Below are 16,321 nucleotides of genomic sequence, written 5' to 3' on the forward strand. Positions count from 1 at the left end.
GCTGAGTCTCCACCAAACCACCGACACTCGACCTGAGGTGACGGCGGCGTGGACCACCGAATCCACGTAGCCGTGGTGAGTTCGACGATCCTGCCGATGTCCTCTCGCCTCTGCGTGGGCCGGCTCGAATGCGGAAGACCGACGGGTTGGCCTCGGCGGGGGCGGGGGAATCGTGAGACGGATCCGATCAGTAGGGTGGACCGGCGCCCTGCGGCAACGTCACGACGTCGCGATCGACCAAGGAGGTCCTCGATGGCCGAGCCGGACACGCGGTCGTGAACGGTGAGCTGGGGGTCGGCGCGCAGTTCGGGCCCTATCGTCTGACGAGGCTGGTGGGCAGCGGCGGGATGGGCAGTGTCTTCGAGGCCGAGGACACCGTGCTGGGGAGATCCGTCGCGTTGAAGCTGATCTCGGCGAGCTACGCCCAGGATCCCGCGTACCGGCAGCGGTTGGAGCGGGAGGCTCGGATCGCGGGCCGGCTGCGCGATCCGCACGTGGTGCCCATCCACGGGGCCGGTGAGATCGACGGCCAGCTCTACGTCGACATGCGGCTGATCGACGGCGTCGACCTGGACACGACGTTGGAGCGTGAAGGGCGGCTGTCGCCGCCGCGGGCGGTCGCGATCGTCAGCCAGATCGCCTCGGCCCTCGACGCCGCGCACGCCGCGGGCGTACTGCATCGTGACGTGAAGCCGGCCAACATCCTGTTGACTGCCAACGACTTCGCGTACCTGGTGGACTTCGGGATAGCCAACGCGGCCGCCGAGACCAAGCTGACCCAGCACGGCGACGTGCTGGGCACCTGGGCCTACATGGCCCCGGAACGGTTCGGTGGGGACGGCGCCGCGGTGACCGCCAGCGCCGACGTCTACGCACTGGCCTGCGTGCTGTTCGAGGCGCTCACGGGATCGCGACCGTTCACGGGCGACCGGGTGAGCGTCAGTGGCGCGCACCTGCTTGCACCTCCGCCTCGCCCGAGCGTGGTCGGCGGAATTCCCGTCGGATTGGACGAGGTGATCGCCCGGGGCATGGCCAAGCAGCCCCCCCACCGTTACGCCACGGCGGGCGCTCTGGCCCGAGCGGCGCAGGCGGCCCTCGGTGGTGGGGTCGTCTCGAATCCGTCGTCGCCGATCGGAGCGACGACCCAGCCCTGGCAGTCGGGGAGCCCGGCACCCCCGACGCGACCGCCGGCGACGTGGGGTCCGGGTGGCCCGCCACCGGGGATGCCGCCATCGGGTACCCGAGCACCGTCGTACGGTGTGTCACCCCACCCACCGGGACGCGTGACGCGCAGGCGTTGGCCGCTGGTCGCAGCGGCCGCAAGCCTCGTCGTGGTGCTGGCGGTCGGCGTCGTGATCTGGACGCAGACCGGCGGCACGGCCAAGCAGCCGGCGGCGGCCGCCGTCGATCTCGGCAGCCTCGACGTGGGCAGGTACGACACCCAGCCCAAGCCGCTGCCCGCCACGGCGACCGAAGAGGAGGGCCGGTACCTCGCCGGGTATCGACTGGCCGAGAGTGTCGTGAACCCCTACGACGTGGACCCGATGCTCGACGACATCGTCGGAGCCGTCACACCGGATCCCAAGCTCGCCGCCACGTTCGTCTCCGCCACCGGGAGCCCGGTCATCGAACCCGTGCTCCGGCAGTACGGCATGCAGACCTCCTACACCCGGATCGGCCAGTCGGACCACTCTCCGGGCGTGGGGTTCAGGCAGACGCTGACCCTGCTGGTGACGGCCTACCGCAACGCCGACGCCGCCTCACGGGCGGCGACGGCGATCGACGACGTCGACTTCGCGGTGAACCCGAACAACCAGCGCATGGCGATTCCCGGCCATCCGCAGGCTCACGCGCACTACGACCCGGCCGACTCGTCGATGGTGGCGACCCTGGCCAGCGGGTCCTATGCCGTGACGATCAACTGGGGCCAGGGGGGCGTGACCAAGAGAGACGACTACTTCGACGACCTGGCAGTGCAGATCGGAAAGGTCCTCGACCTCCAGGCGCCGATGCTGTCGGATCTCACCCCGATCCTCGACATCGTGTTCACCCAACTCCCGCCGGATCCCGACGACATGCTCCGCAGGGCGTTCGTCGCCGGCGAGCAGCCGCCCATCTCCGGCACCCACGGCACCCTCGGTCCCCGAGCGGTCATCACCTGCCGGAGTCCGGCGGTCCTGAAGGCCGGGCTCTTCGACAAGGCCGGCGTCGATCGATGTGCCATCACCCCCGACGGCAACCTCCTGCGGGCGCGTGACGACGCCGCGGCGAAAGACCTGCTGCCCCGGATAATCGACGCCAACCGGCCCACACGGATCGATCGCGACATCGCACCTCCCGACGGTGTCGACGACGCGCACTGCTACGAACTGAAGCAGTCCGTCTGGAAGGATCGCCCGAACGCCCGCTTCGCGTGCGCCGTGACATTCGACCGGTACGTCGCCTTCGTGGGTTCGGCCCAGGAGGACGACGTCCGTCAGCGCGGCGCCGCGCAGTACGCGATCCTCGTCAACAGCGCGTAGCGGGCGACGCTCACTCGCCGCGGTTGGCGTGTCGCCGACTCCGTGGCAGCTGCAAGAGCAACAGCAGGAAATTCTGGAGCTCTCGAGGACGTCATCGTGATCGACGCGCGCAGCGATAACAAGCCCACTGGGTCAGAAGCATGACCTCGTCCCTACTGCCGCCCACGCACGGCAACTTTCACGCCCTGCATCAGTCCCCCGGCGGGGGAGCGGCGCTGTTGACAAGCGCCCGCTCCGACACGCTTAGCCGCATCCCTCCTGGCCGCACCGAGCCGATTCGTCTGACGCTTCACCACCGGCAGGTTCGACACTTCAAGCGGCGGATGAAAACCGCAGGGACAGTGCATCCTGCGGCCCGCAAGATCATCGGCGCGCCGCTGTATCACGCAATGTGTTGTAGGACAACGGCATAAACAAGTAATGCGGTGGCCTACCGGTAACCCGCCATATTCGATCTCGCCGTATTCGTTGTCGGTCCGAGCGCCGAGGTCACGCAGATTGCGCCGTTGGGCTGCGCCGCGACAGAGGTGCTGTTTGGGGGGAGCGGGGAACTCGACGCCTGCCGCTCGACTGTTGGCTGAGACACGCAGTTCTGTTGACCACAGGTGGGGACACGCCGCACATCGGAAACGTCAAACGGCGGTGACGACGCGAGGCCGCCCTGCGGGTCCTAGCGTGGCTGGCGGCGTCAAAGGTGGGCCCCGGGTGTTTCCGCGTCATTCACCGTCTGATGTCGAACTCGATCGAAAGGCTTGTTGGGCCGCTCATTCCGGTGAGCGGCTTCCAGGGTGCGGGTCCGGTACGCCGAGGATTGGGCATCCGGCGGGTGATGACGCTCAACGCTTCGGCGAGCTCGAGCCGGGCCAGGTGCGATCCGAGGCAGTAGTGCACGCCGCCGCCGAAGGTCAGCATGGCCGGGGCGCCGTCTCGGGTGATGTCGAGGCGGTCCGGTTGGTCGTAGACGTCCGGGTCGCGATTGGCGGCACCGGTATTGGCGCCGATCAACGTGCCTGCCGGGATGACGAGACCATCGAGTTTCACGTCCTCGGTCGCGACGCGCATCGCGCCGAATACGACAGGCGAATGACGCATGGTTTCCTCCACCGCTTTCATCGCAAGTTCGGGATGCTCGCCGAGCAGCGTCCATTGGTCGGGGTGCTCGCAGAGTGCTTGTACCGAGGCCGCCAGTTGATTGCGGGTGGTGTCGGTTCCGGCGGTGAGCAGGACCGCGGCGAGCATGAGCAGTTCTTCTTGGGTGAGCCGGTCGCCGTCGTCCTCGGCGCGGATGAGCTCTGAAATCAGATCCTCGGAGAGGCGGTGCCGTCGCTGCGCGACCATCGCATCGAGGTAGGCGTCGAGTTCGTCCCAGGCGCGCAGGATATCGGGCCCGTCGTTGGCGAGGTTCCAGCTGAAGATCTTGAAGATGTCGTCGGTCCAGGCGGAGAACAGCTGCCAGTCCTCGCGGGGCGCGCCCAGCAGGGCGCAGATGATCGGGATCGGATACGGCCTGGCGATGTCGCGTACCACGTCGCACCGCCCGATCGACACCAACGGATCGACGAGTTCAGTGATGACGTCGATGATCGTCGAGCGCAGCCGCGTCGTCGCCGGTGGTGTGAACGCCTTCGACACGAGCCGGCGCAGTCGGTGGTGGTCGGCGCCGTCCAGGCTGAGCAGCCCGGTGCTCACCCTGTCCCACAGCGGGCCGGACGTGATGCCCTGCGCCGCGAGGCCCAGGCCCGGTGGCACTCGGAACCGGGGATCGCGCAGTACCGTTCGCGCCAAGTCGTAGGTCAGCACCTCGGGTCCGTGCGGGCCGATGACGATCGGTGCGCGCTGCCGTAGCTCTCCGATGAGTTGATGCGCCTCGTCGGGGTTGTGACCGTCGTGGTACTCGATGACGGGCAGCCCGGCATCGAAGACGCTCGGGGTCGTGGTTGCAATATTCATGGTGTCGACGATGCGGGTTCTGAACGGAGAGACCATCGGTCGAAGGTCGTACTTCTCAAGCTGGGGGTCGTAGAAATACGCGCATACGCTGATGTTCGTCGTTCGGGCTTGCAGCACCCTGATCACCATGAATGCGACTGAGTGGGACGATCGTGGCGTGAGCGAACTGCCGACGGGGACGGTGACGCTCCTGCTTGCCGACGTCGAGAGATCCACCCGGCTGTGGGAGACGCAGCCGCAGGCGATGACGGCGGCAATTGCGCTGCTCGACGAGACCCTGTCCGACCTCATCGCAGTTCATGGCGGTGTGCGACCGGTGGAGCAGGGCGAGGGCGACAGCTTCGTGCTGGCGTTCGCGCGGGCCAGTGATGCGGTCGCATGTGCCCTGGCACTGCAGCGGGCGCCCCTCGCGCCGATCCGGCTGCGCATCGGGATCAACACCGGCGAGATCCAGCTGCGCGACGAGGGCAACTACATCGGTCCGACGATCAACCGCACCGCACGGCTGCGCGACCTGGGACATGGCGGGCAGACCGTGTTGTCCGGCGCCACCGAGGCGATGGTCGTGGACCATCTGCCCGACCATGCCTGGCTGACCGAATTGGGCACGCACGCGCTCCGCGATCTACCGCGCCCGGAACGAGTCGTGCAACTGTGTCATCCCGATATCGCCAGCGACTTTCCGCCGCTGCGTGCGGCGAAAGTAATCGGCGGCAACAACCTTCCGTCCCAACTCACCAGTTTCGTCGGACGCGCCGCGCAGATCGACGAGGTGCGAGGAATCCTTGTCGACAACCGGCTCATGACCCTGACCGGCGCGGGCGGTGCCGGAAAGACCCGCCTTGCCATCCAGATCGCGGGCGTAATCGCGAACGATTTCCATGGCGGCGCGTGGTACGTGGATCTTGCGCCGATCACCAGCCCCGACGTGGTCGCCGCGGCTTTGGCACGCGCAATTGGTCTGCCCGATCAGCCCGGTGGCTCGGATACAGACGCGATTGTCCGATTCATCGGCGATCGTCAGATGCTCATCGTCTTAGACAACTGTGAACACCTGCTGGAAGTGACCGCTGAAGTCACGGTCGACCTGCTGAAATCCTGCCCGGCCCTCACGTTGCTCACCACGAGCCGAGAGCCGGTCGGGGTTTCCGGTGAGGTCACACTACGGGTGCCGTCATTGACGATCGCCGACGAGGCCATCGAGTTGTTCACCGAACGTGCCCGGCTGGTCCGCGCGGATTTCACACTCACCGACGACAACGCGGCGCAGGTGATCGAGATCTGCCGGCGGCTGGACGGCATGCCGCTGGCCATCGAGCTTGCCGCTGCACGAGTGCGGGCCTTGTCCTTAAGAGAAATCGTGGACAGTCTGCACGACTGCTTCCGGCTACTGACCGGCGGTTCGCGTACCTCGGTGCGCAGGCAGCAGACGCTGCGCGCGTCGGTCGACTGGTCCTATGCGCTGCTGACCGAACCGGAGCGCAGCCTGTTTCGACGGCTAGCGGTCTTCGTTGGTGGGTTCGATCTCGAAGCGGCACAGGCAGTTACCGGTGACGGTGATGTCGCGCGCTATCAGGTGCTGGACCTGCTGACCCTGCTCGTGGACAAGTCCCTGGTGGTGGCGGACGACAACTGGGGGCGCACGCGATACCGCCTACTGGAGACCGTTCGGCAGTACGCGCAGGAGAAGCTCGCTGAATCGGGCCAGGCCGACGCCGCTCACACGCTGCATCGCGATCACTACTTACGGCTGGCCAGCGCAGTCGATGCGCCAGGCCACGCCGGTCACAACGAGCGGCTGGAGCAGGCCGATACCGAGATCGACAACCTTCGGGCGGCGTTCGCATGGAGTCTCGAACGCGACGATACCGAATGCGCGCTACAGCTCGCTTCCTCGCTGTACCCCCTCTGGCTCGCTCGAGGCCGCAACAGGGAGGGCTCCGCTTGGCTAGCAGCAGCGCTCGAACCCCGAATAGCGCAGCCGCACGAGATTTCGCCCGCCGTCTATGCCCGCGCGCTTGCCGACGCGGTCAGCCTCGACGCGTGGCGCGGCCAGCCGCCCAGTCTCGAGCAAGCCGAGAAAGCGCTTGCCATCGCAAGGGACCTCAACGATTCCGGCCTGTTGGCACGAGCGTTGTATGCGCGCGGCTTGGTGGTGGGCTACGACGCCGGACTCGCGCAGGAATACTTCACCGAGGCGGTCGAGTTCGCCCGGGAGGCCGACGACAAGTGGCGGCTCACCCAACTCCTCGGATGGCGCGCATACGCCGCCACGATTGCCGGCGACCCGGTTTCCATCTACAGTGTCGCCGAGGAAGGACGTCGCATCGCAGACGCGATCGGGAACCACTTCGCTTCACGCGCTTGTCGGGCCTGGCTCGGCTGGGCGGACATGTACAGCGGTGACCTCGCACACGCCGCCACCCGGTTCGATGATGTACTCGCCGAGGTCGAGGCGGTCAGCGATCTGGCCTGGCGGTTCACCAGCCTGCACGGTCAAATCTTCCTCCGCGCCCACCAGGGAGACGTGCGGCGGGCACGGGATGCGGCAGCGGGCGCTCTGGAACCCGCCGAGCAACTCGGCGGGTTCTACCCCGGCTTCCGGCACAGCATGTTGGGAATCGCGCACCTGGCGGGCGGAGATCTCGACGCGTGTGCACGGGAGTGCGGAACCGCTTTGGAGATTCTGAGCGTGCAGCCCAGCGCCAGGGGAGACGTCGTGTACCCGCTCGCACAGGTCGCGCTGGCCCGAGGGGACTTGACGGCGGCGCGCCGCATCGCCGATGAGGCCGTATCGGCAACCAAGGGTTGGCATCTGGCGACAGCGCTGCGGACGCGCGCCCGGATAGCGCTCGCGCTGGGGGAGCTCGAATCGGCTGAACGTGACGCGCACGCCGCGCTCGCGCATGCCGCAAATCTGAACGCTTACCTGAACGTCGCCGACTGGAGTGCCTCGGGCGGCTCGCCGCGGTCGAGGAAAGCTATTCGGAGGCGGCGCGGCTGCTGGGCGCGGCTGAAGCGATGCGCGGGCGTACGGGGGAGGTTCGGTTCACGGTATACGATTCCGACGTCGAGAACACGGTAGTAGAACTTCGAAATACGATGGGCCAGAATGACTTCGAAGGCGCATGGGTCGAGGGCGCCGCGTTAACGACAGAGCAGGCCATCGCGTACGCGCAGCGGGGCCGTGGTGAGCGCAAGCGGCCGTCGAGCGGGTGGAAATCGCTGACGCCGACCGAACTCGACGTGGTCCGGCTAGTCGGAGAAGGACTAGGCAACAGAGACATTGCCACGCGTATGTTCGTGTCCCATCGCACTGTTCAAACGCACCTCACCCATGTGTACACGAAGCTGGGATTGAGTTCTCGGGTGCAGCTGGCTCAGGAAGCTGCCAAACACACATGACGTACTTTGGTTGGGGCGTTACTGAGTTATCGGCTGCTATTGCAAACTCGAATCCTTTGGAGCACAACGTCACAACGATCACGTAAAGCATCGTCTGACATAATATCCGTTATGTGGCATTCGGTTCTGCGTGGGCGGTCGAAAGGCATGTCACAGGGGTGGCTTCTCGTCGCTGAGGAGCCCGTAAAGGGGGTTGAGTTCAGCGGCGGAGCGGGTCTCGGTGCCAGCGCCATCGACGTAGCGTTGTGACGTGACCATGGATTCGTGGCCCATGAGCTTCATTAGGGTGTAGACGCTGACGTTGGCGTTGGCGAGTTCGGTGGCGAAGGTGTGGCGCAAGCCGTGAACCAGTGCGCCGGAGGCTCGTTCACCGTTGATGCCGGCCCTCTTGAAGGCCCGCAGTATTCGGTATTGCAGCGTTCCGCGGGTGATGCGGTCCCCGTCGGCACCGACGAAGAGGGGAGCGGTCGGGGAGAAGCTGCTGGGCGCCTTGGTGTTGGATGTTCGTCGGCGGGTCTGGGGGAATCGGTTGGACCGGGTCCGAAGGTAGTCGTCGAGAACGTCGAGCAGCTCTGGGCCAATGGGGAGTCGGCGGTCCTTGTTGCCCTTGCCTCGGACGTGCAGTATGGCGCCGTCATTGGTTCGGCGAATGTCGCCGACGTTGGCGTTCAGTAGCTCGTCGGCTCTGAGTCCGGCCAGCAGTGAGGTGAAGACGATGGCGCGGTCACGCTCGGACCAGTCACTGGCACGGGTGGAACCGTGATCGGCGTCGATCGCTGCGACCAAATCAGTGACGGCGCTGGCTGGGTAGCTTTTGGGTAGGGACTTTGGCACCTTGGGGCGGCCGATGAGCGGCATGGGGTTGGCGTCGAGCAACTCGGCGGTGAAGAGGAATGTGCACAGGGTGTTCCACGTCGACCAGCAGCGTCGGATCGACGCCGCCGAATGGGTCTCGGCGTAGGCAGCGAACGCCGAACGCATTCTGTCCTTTGTCAATTCGTGGATGCAGAGGCCCGCGACGGCGTCGGTGGACCCCGCCATCAACACGGCGATCGCCTCGAAATCCTGGCGATAGGCTTTGGAGGTGTGGGGCGAGGGCTTGCGGATGGCACGATCAGCCAGGAAGTCGGCGAACCACCCAGGGAGGGCGACTGCGGGCAGCTTCGGCGGAACTGATCCAGGCACCGACTCAGCATGTCAGATGGATCGTGGATAACAGTCGTTATCCACGTTGAACTCATCAATGTTCATCAGCAGTTGACTTCGCCTCGGGGACCGGCCTGAGGTCGACCGTGAACCGTGAACCGTGAACCGTGAACCGTGCACCAGCAGCTGGGGGCACGGGCGGCTCATGCCCTGGGGGTGGGCTCGGGGTGTGTCGTCGGTCTTGGCCACGGTTGTGACTTAGGTCGCGGCCGCGCACGCGTTGGCCACCAGAACCACTTGCTAAGCAAAGCCGCGATCGCCGGAGTCATGAACGCGCGCACGATCAAGGTGTCGAACAGCAGGCCAAGTCCGATGGTCGTGCCCACCTGCCCGATGACCGTTAAGCTGCTCACGGCCATCGACATCATGGTGAACGCGAAGACCAGGCCCGCCGACGTCACAACGGATCCTGTGCCACCCATGGATCTGATGATGCCCGTATTCAATCCGGCGTGGATCTCCTCCTTGAATCGGGAGACCAACAACAGGTTGTAGTCCGCACCGACCGCCAACAGGATGATCACCGACATCGCCAGCACCATCCAATGCAGCTCGGTGCCCAGGATGTACTGCCAGATCAGTACTGCCAGGCCGAACGACGCACCAAGGGACACCACCACCGTGCCCACGATCACGGCGGACGCGACCACCGCACGGGTGATGAGCAGCATGATGATGAAGATCAGCGCCAGCGACGCGATCCCGGCGATCAGCAGGTCGTAGGTATTGGCGTCGGCCATGTCCTTAAACGTCGCCGCGGTACCGGCGAGGTAGATCTTGGACCCCTCCAGCGGTGTGCCTTTGATCGCCTCCTTCGCAGCGTCCTTGATCGCGTCGATGCGTTCAATGCCCTCGGGTGACATAGGGTCGCCGTCGTGGCTGATGATGAATCGCACGGACTTGCCGTCCGGCGAGATGAAGTTCTTCATCCCGCGCTTGAAGTCCTCGTTGTCGAAGATCTCCGGAGGCAGGTAGAACGAGTCGTCGTTCATCGAGGCGTCGAACGCCTCGCCCATCGCCTCCGAATTCTCCTGGCCCTTGGCCATCTGATCCTGCATGCCCTTCTGAGTGGCGTACATCGTCAGCATCATCGTGCGCATGGTCTGCATCGTCTTGATCATCTCGGGCATGAGCGCCGTGAGTTGCGGCATCAACGCGTCGAGCTTCTTCATCTGGGGCAGCAGGTCCTGGATGTCGTCGGTCAGCGTGTTGACGCCGTCGAGCGTGTCGAACACCGAGCGCAGCGCCCAGCACACCGGGATGTTGTAGCACTTCGGTTCCAAGTAGAAGTAGTTCCGGATCGGCCGGAAGAAGTCGTCGAAATTCGCGATGGCATCACGCAATTCGGCGGTGTTATTCGCCGTGTCTTCGAACTTGACGACCATGTTGCGGGTGACAGCCGCCATCTCGGCGGTGAGGCTCGACATCTTCTCCATCGTCGCGATGGTCTTCTGTATCTCGTCGGCCTGGACGAGCATGTCGGCCATGCGATCCTGCATGTACTTCTGGTTCATCTTCTGCGTCGTCCCCTGCATGCTGATCTGGAAGGGGATCGAGGTGTGCTCGATCGGCTTGCCCTCCGGACGCGTGATCGTCTGCACGCGGGCGATGCCCGGCACGCGGAACACGGCCTTGGCGATCTTGTCGATCACCAGGAAGTCGGCGGAGTTGCGGAGGTCGCGGTCGCTTTCGATGAGCAGCAGTTCGGGATTCATCCGGGCCTGCGAGAAGTGTCGGTCTGCGGCGGCGTAGCCCTCCTGAGCCGGCACGTTCGTCGGGAGATAATTGCGATCGTTGTAATTGGTTCTGTATCCAGGAAGCGCCAGCAGGCCGACGAGTGCCAGTGCGATCGTGGCGATCAGGATCGGGCCCGGCCATCGCACGACTGCGGCGCCGACCTTGCGCCACCCTCGGGTGCGCAGGGCCCGCTTGGGCTCGAGTAGCCCGAACCGGCTGCCAATCGTCACCACGGCCGGGCCAAGCGTCAGCGCCGCGAGGACCACAACGACCATGCCGATCGCGAGCGGGACGCCGAGGGTCTGGAAGTAGGGCAATCGGGTGAAGCTCAGGCAGAAGGTGGCGCCCGCGATGGTCAGACCTGAGCCTAGCACGACGTGGGCAGTGCCGCCGAACATGGTGTAGTAGGCCGTTTCTCGGTCCTCGCCACCTTCGCGGGCTTCTTGATACCGACCGATCAGGAAGATGGCGTAGTCCGTTGCCGCGGCGATCGCTAGAGTCACCAGCAAGTTGGTCGCGAAGGTCGAGAGTCCGATGATCTCCTGATAGCCGAGGAAGGCCACCACGCCGCGGGCTGCGCCCAGTTCGAGCACGACCATCAGGAGCACGACGAGGACCGTGACGATCGACCGGTAAACCAGCAACAGCAGCACGACGATCACGGTGAAGGTGACTATCTCGATGAGCTGCATGCTGTCGTCGCCAGCGATGCGCTGATCGGCAGCCATGGCTGCCGGCCCGGTGACGTATGCCTTCACACCGCTCGGCGGAGTGAGACCTTCGACGATCCTCTGCACTGCTTCGACGGACTCGTTGGCCAGTGCTTCGCCCTGGTTGCCCGCGAGATACACCTGGACGTACGCGGCCTTGCCGTCGTTGCTCTGCGAGCCTGCCGCGGTCAACGGATCGCTCCAGTAGTCCTGCACGTGCTCAACGTGTTTCGGGTCGGCTTGAAGTTCGGCGACCATTGTGTTGTAGAACTGGTGCGCCTGGTCGCCGAGCGTGTTCTGGCCCTCCAACACGATCATCACCGAACTGTCGGACTTGAACTCCTGGAACGTGTCTCCGACGCGTTTCATCGCGATGACCGCCGGCGCATCATCGGGGCTCATCGACACCGACTGGAGTTTCCCGACCTCTTCGAGCTGCGGAACGGCGACGTTCAGAACGGCGATTGCCACGATCCAACCGAGGATCACCGGGATCGCGAGCCGTCGGATTACCCCGGAGGTGAAGGATCGTGTACCCGCGTGCTCTGCTGTTGTTGATTCCGCGGGCGCGGAACTTCGGAGCAGCCCGCTCATCGGTTCGTCATCGGACTGAAGGTGTAGGAGAACATGAAAGTGCAGGTCCTGTTATCCCGCGGCTTCGCACGCGACGGCAATTCTGCGTTCGACGGAGCCCACGTGGAGCCCGTCGACGTGCGGTCCGGAGGTATCTCCACCCCGCACCGATTGGACTGTGAGAGACCGCGCGCCCAATCAACGAGCCCGGTGGCATAGCACCGGTTGCCAGTCGGCGGCGATATCATGAGGTGAGCTTAATACGTATTTAGTACGTAGATGTGTGCTTGCCCGACCGCTCGACCATTTCCCGACACTGCATCGTTCGATGACGCGCTGCTTCACCGGTGGTGCGTTGGTCGTATTTGACAGTTGCAGGTGGCTGTGGCGGTTGCTCGGGCCGCTTGTGCTGAAAAACGTTCGTCATCTCTCGGTTTCAACGCATCGCGTCACTTCAACGCACAGTGCGGACCGCAACTACCTGTACGGACGAGTTGCGCAGAGAGTCAACAGGATTCGTGCGCAGCAGGCTATTATCGACCATCGCAGAAATACCCTGGACAGGACGGAGTCCGCTCATCGATGGTTGTCGTCACTCCACTTCCGACATTCAACATGTCTGGTGCCCGCGAACCTCGATGCTCGCCCAGGTGAGCCGGAGCAGGTGGGAACCATTCACCTGCTCCGGCTCGGGTAGCCATGGGTGGGTGAGGGGATGAAGTCACCCGCCCAGGGCGTGGACGCATTCTACTGAGTTAGTACGTAGTTTATCTACTAGTCGTTTCAGGAGATGGTGTCGGATTCGTCGTCGGCACCGAACCGTGGGTGCAGGTGGCACCGGCGTCGTCGATTACCGGAACGTGTCGCGAACCTGGCGGTGAGTCTGGGCTAGACGCTGATCGCGCTGCGAGTGCGGCCGGCGCTCGATGTAAGCGATCTACCTGCAAACCACGGCAGCATCGGCCGACTCGCGAAGCGAGGAGAGCCTGGCCACCCGGAGCCTGGTCTCGCCACCGCGCCTCCTTAGAGCAGGGCTCAGCGCGCATCCGTTTCATCGCCGGATGCTGGCACATCCGCGGGAGGGGGCTCATTGCCAGGAGTCCTTCGTCGGTGCTTCCTCGATTGCCAGAAAACGATGACACCGGCGAGGGTCAAGCCCGCGGCAGCCGCGGTGAGGATCGACGTTTTGGTGTCCGATCCCTCGGAAAAGGTCGGCTGGGGTTGCGCCGCAGCGGTGCTAGACGGGACTGCACCGGGCGTGGACGGCTGGGACGTATCTCGAGGACTGCCCACGATGGTGAAGGTGTAGGAGCCCGATACCGGGTGGCCATCCGCTGAGATGACGCGGTATCCGACGGTGTACACGCCATCACCGGGACGGTCCACGGGGGCTGTGAGGCGCGGGCCTTCGACTTGAGGAGACGCGGACACCCGGTTGCGGCCGTCAGCGCCGTTGACGACGATGTTGGCGAACGCCGGGTTGATGTCTTCGGTGAAAGTCAGCACGACGTCGTTCAGTGGCGCCGTCACCCTTGCGCCTTGAGAGGGATCGGAACTGGCAAGCGCAGTGTGAGCCGCGGCGATCCCCGCCCCCGATAGCGAGAATGCCAGCGCGATCAAGGCCGCCGAGATGATGCGCGCTGATGGCTTCATGGTCCTCTTTCGTTCGCATCCGTGGTGTGTGGCGCACCGCGGGGTTTGCAGTCGAGTGTATGTTTCGGTCTGCGAGGTGCGGGGCTGGTACGTACGTAGCTGAATGGTATGTGCGATCGCGGTGAACCGTCGGTGACAGACAGGGGGTCGTGCGATGTCGGTAGCTCGACCGGTGCGTCGAAGCTCGATTGGACGTCCCTCTGGCGAGGGTGAACGTGGATGAGAGCGCTTTATTCGGGCGATGTGACCGTTGTAGCCACAGATGTGGGGTTGTGGATGTCGTTGCCTAGTTTCGGGCCCGCGTTTTTGGTGGTTGGCGTGGTGCTCTACGTGATCCGCCGGGATCGGCGCGCCAACCCCGATGATCCCGACTCTGTAGAAGAGTTGCCCGCGGGAAAGAACGAAGTTGAATGAGTACAGATTGGCGGCGCGTCGGCGCTCTGGCGGTGGCCGTTTTCATCGTCGTCCTGGTCGGATGCGGTCCGCCTGCTGACCCGACCGAGTCCTCGGCCCCGCGGGCATCGCGCGCAACCTCCGCGCCGTCCGTTCCATCTCAGTCACCGCCGGTCACGTCGCCATCCCCTGCGGCCGCCGACGCCACGGTTGTCGATGTCACCATCGTCGGGGGGTGGTCACGCCCATGAACGGGCAGGCGCAGGGCAAGGTCGGCAAGCCGATCGTCCTGAGGGTCGGCAGCGACGTTCCCGATTCGCTGCACGTCCATTCGGTGCCGGAGCACACTTTTCGGGTCGAGCCTCGTCCGGAGCAGGAGTTCGAGTTCACGGTCGATGTGCCCGGCCAGGTCGACGTCGAGTTGCACGATCTCAATCGCACGGTCGTGACGATCCGAGTTCGGCCGTGACCTCCGGGGTGAGCGCGCAGGTCCTCGCGCACGGCGTCGGCGGTTCGACCGACCTTCCCGTTCCCTTGTCGTTCGCGCTGATCGGGGCGGCGTGGGCGTTGACGGTGACATTCGCCGTGGTCGCATTGGCCTGGAAGACACCGCGTTTCGATCCGGACAAACCTGGCCGCGACCTTCCGATCTGGGTCACCCGTGCGGTGGACTCCCCGGTACTGCGCTGGACGCTGTCGCTGGCCGCGTACCTCTTCGCGGTGTGGGTGGCGGTCGCGGCAGTCTTCGGACCATCCGGCAGCGACAACGCGCTGCCGGGGGTGTTCTACGTGCTGCTCTGGGTCGGCTTGGTGGCGGTGTCGGTGCTCGTGGGCCCGGTGTGGCGCGTCATCTCCCCTGTACGCACGCTGTGGCGATTGCTTGGGATGACACGTTGGGAGACTGCCGACCGATCGACATTGCGCAGGTATCCGATGACATGGGGGTACTGGCCGGCGGCGTTCGGTCTGCTGGCCTTCGTCTGGCTCGAACTGGCCAGCCCGGACGCCGGCTCGCTGGCGGCGATCAATTCGTGGTTGTTCGTCTATACCGTCCTGATGTTGTTGGGCGCGTTCGTGTTCGGTTCACAGTGGTTCGCCCGCGCCGATCCGTTCGAGGTGTACAGTCTCGCCGTATCGCGGCTCGCGCCGTTTAGGCGCAACCCGGAGACCGGCCGCATCACGGCGATCAACCCCATGGATCATCTGCCGACCATGCCCGTGCGTCCCGGGGTTGTGGCGGTTCTCGCGGTTCTGCTCGGGTCCACGGCCTTCGACAGTTTTTCGCAATCGCCCGTGTTCCGTGACTTCGTCGATCGGCATTCCGCGTCGTTGCCGGTGCTCAGTGAGGCCTGGGCGGCGTCGCTGCTTCGAACTGTCGGGTTGGTCGTCTTCGTATCCGTTGTCGGGGTGACCTTCTGGGCCGCTGCGAGGGCTACCGGCGGGGTGAACGCGGATGTACGTCGGCGACTGCCCGGCGAACTGGCGCACTCGTTGATCCCGATCGTCGTCGGTTACATCTTCGCTCACTATCTGTCCTATCTGGTGGAGCGCGGGCAGGAGACGATGGTGCGGTTGGGCGACCCGCTCGGACGTGGGTGGCACCTATTCGGGTTGGATTCCACCGACGTGGTGTACGTGCTGTCGCAGAACCCATCCGTGCTGTGGACGATCAAGGTGTCATGCGTGGTGATCGGCCACATCGTCGCAGTCATCGCCGCGCACGATCGAGCACTTCGGCTGTTGCCGCGGCGTAATCAGATCAGTGGACAGCTGGCGATGATGCTGACCATGGTCGGCTACACCTTCACCGGGTTGTACCTGTTGTTCGGCGGCTGACGACGATTCGCGCAGCTCAAGGTCAAGGACTCCGTTCAAGGCCGTGGCGGGCAGGCCCGCGCGCTCGCAGCAGGATGACTGCGATTGAGACCAGAGCGATGACGGCGCCGGCCAGGATCCACAGCGCCGGGCTGGTGCCCTCGGGTTGCTGCCCGCTGTGCGTGTCGTCGTAGGAGTGCTTGGTCGGTGTGGGGGCGCCGGGGCTCGGCGAGGTTGGTGTCGAGCTGGCCTCCGCCGACGACGGCTCGGCGTAGACAGACGCTGCCGATATCGAGGCGATTCCGACGAGCACGGCGACGAACGCGAACACGACTGCCCCAACGGTCAGACGCCTGC

Annotated in this window: 8 protein-coding genes and 2 pseudogenes; 5 read left to right on the forward strand and 5 right to left on the reverse strand. The window is 64.9% G+C overall.

The window, feature by feature from the left end:
- The first annotated feature begins 275 nt into the window (after positions 1-275).
- Positions 276-2,522: a serine/threonine-protein kinase gene (locus NM203_RS33245; protein WP_308212864.1), complete on the forward strand. Its 2,247-nt coding sequence runs from the start codon at positions 276-278 to the stop codon at positions 2,520-2,522.
- A gap of 720 nt (positions 2,523-3,242) precedes the next feature.
- On the opposite strand, the gene NM203_RS30470 is transcribed toward NM203_RS33245, so the two are convergent.
- On the reverse strand, positions 3,243-4,472 hold the full coding sequence (locus NM203_RS30470; RefSeq protein ID WP_255064562.1) for a cytochrome P450: 1,230 nt from the start codon (positions 4,470-4,472) through the stop codon (positions 3,243-3,245).
- 127 nt (positions 4,473-4,599) lie between these two features.
- Here NM203_RS30470 and NM203_RS30475 point away from each other — a divergent pair.
- Positions 4,600-7,877: pseudogene (locus tag NM203_RS30475) on the forward strand (helix-turn-helix transcriptional regulator).
- A 150-nt stretch (positions 7,878-8,027) separates the two neighbouring features.
- On the opposite strand, the gene NM203_RS30480 reads toward NM203_RS30475, so the two are convergent.
- The 3 genes from NM203_RS30480 to NM203_RS30490 form a co-directional block, all read right to left on the reverse strand.
- On the reverse strand, positions 8,028-9,062 hold the full coding sequence (locus NM203_RS30480; RefSeq protein WP_255064564.1) for a tyrosine-type recombinase/integrase: 1,035 nt from the start codon (positions 9,060-9,062) through the stop codon (positions 8,028-8,030).
- Between the two features lie 164 nt (positions 9,063-9,226).
- Positions 9,227-12,124 (reverse strand): MMPL/RND family transporter, encoded by a 2,898-nt coding sequence (locus NM203_RS30485; RefSeq protein ID WP_255064565.1) that lies wholly within the window; start codon positions 12,122-12,124, stop codon positions 9,227-9,229.
- A gap of 1,014 nt (positions 12,125-13,138) precedes the next feature.
- Entirely contained in the window at positions 13,139-13,756 is a 618-nt protein-coding gene (locus NM203_RS30490; RefSeq protein ID WP_255064567.1) for a copper resistance CopC family protein, read from the reverse strand.
- Positions 13,757-13,975: 219 nt separating this feature from the next.
- On the opposite strand from NM203_RS30490, the gene NM203_RS30495 reads away from it, so the two are divergent.
- From NM203_RS30495 to NM203_RS30505, 3 genes and pseudogenes are all read left to right on the forward strand, one after another.
- Complete coding sequence (locus tag NM203_RS30495) at positions 13,976-14,170, forward strand: hypothetical protein (RefSeq protein WP_255064568.1); 195 nt, start codon at positions 13,976-13,978, stop codon at positions 14,168-14,170.
- A pseudogene (locus NM203_RS30500) lies at positions 14,167-14,618 on the forward strand (hypothetical protein). The gene NM203_RS30495 and the pseudogene NM203_RS30500 overlap by 4 nt, the downstream one beginning before the upstream one ends.
- Positions 14,615-15,985: a hypothetical protein gene (locus tag NM203_RS30505; protein ID WP_255064569.1), complete on the forward strand. Its 1,371-nt coding sequence runs from the start codon at positions 14,615-14,617 to the stop codon at positions 15,983-15,985. The pseudogene NM203_RS30500 and the gene NM203_RS30505 overlap by 4 nt, the downstream one beginning before the upstream one ends.
- Before the next feature lie 22 nt (positions 15,986-16,007).
- Here NM203_RS30505 and NM203_RS30510 read toward each other — a convergent pair whose 3' ends face one another.
- Positions 16,008-16,295, reverse strand: a complete 288-nt coding sequence (locus tag NM203_RS30510; protein ID WP_255064570.1) for a hypothetical protein — start codon at positions 16,293-16,295, stop codon at positions 16,008-16,010.
- Positions 16,296-16,321 lie beyond the last annotated feature (26 nt).

Origin of the sequence: Mycolicibacterium arenosum (genome assembly GCF_024320865.1) — a bacterium.
Classification (GTDB): domain Bacteria; phylum Actinomycetota; class Actinomycetes; order Mycobacteriales; family Mycobacteriaceae; genus Mycobacterium; species Mycobacterium arenosum.

Coding starts and splice junctions, on each gene's coding strand:
- NM203_RS30470 (WP_255064562.1), bottom strand. CDS start 4,472: ATGAATATTGCAACCACGACCCCGAGCGTCTTCGATGCCGGGCTGCCC.
- NM203_RS30485 (WP_255064565.1), bottom strand. CDS start 12,124: ATGAGCGGGCTGCTCCGAAGTTCCGCGCCCGCGGAATCAACAACAGCA.
- NM203_RS30490 (WP_255064567.1), bottom strand. CDS start 13,756: ATGAAGCCATCAGCGCGCATCATCTCGGCGGCCTTGATCGCGCTGGCA.
- NM203_RS30495 (WP_255064568.1), top strand. CDS start 13,976: ATGAGAGCGCTTTATTCGGGCGATGTGACCGTTGTAGCCACAGATGTG.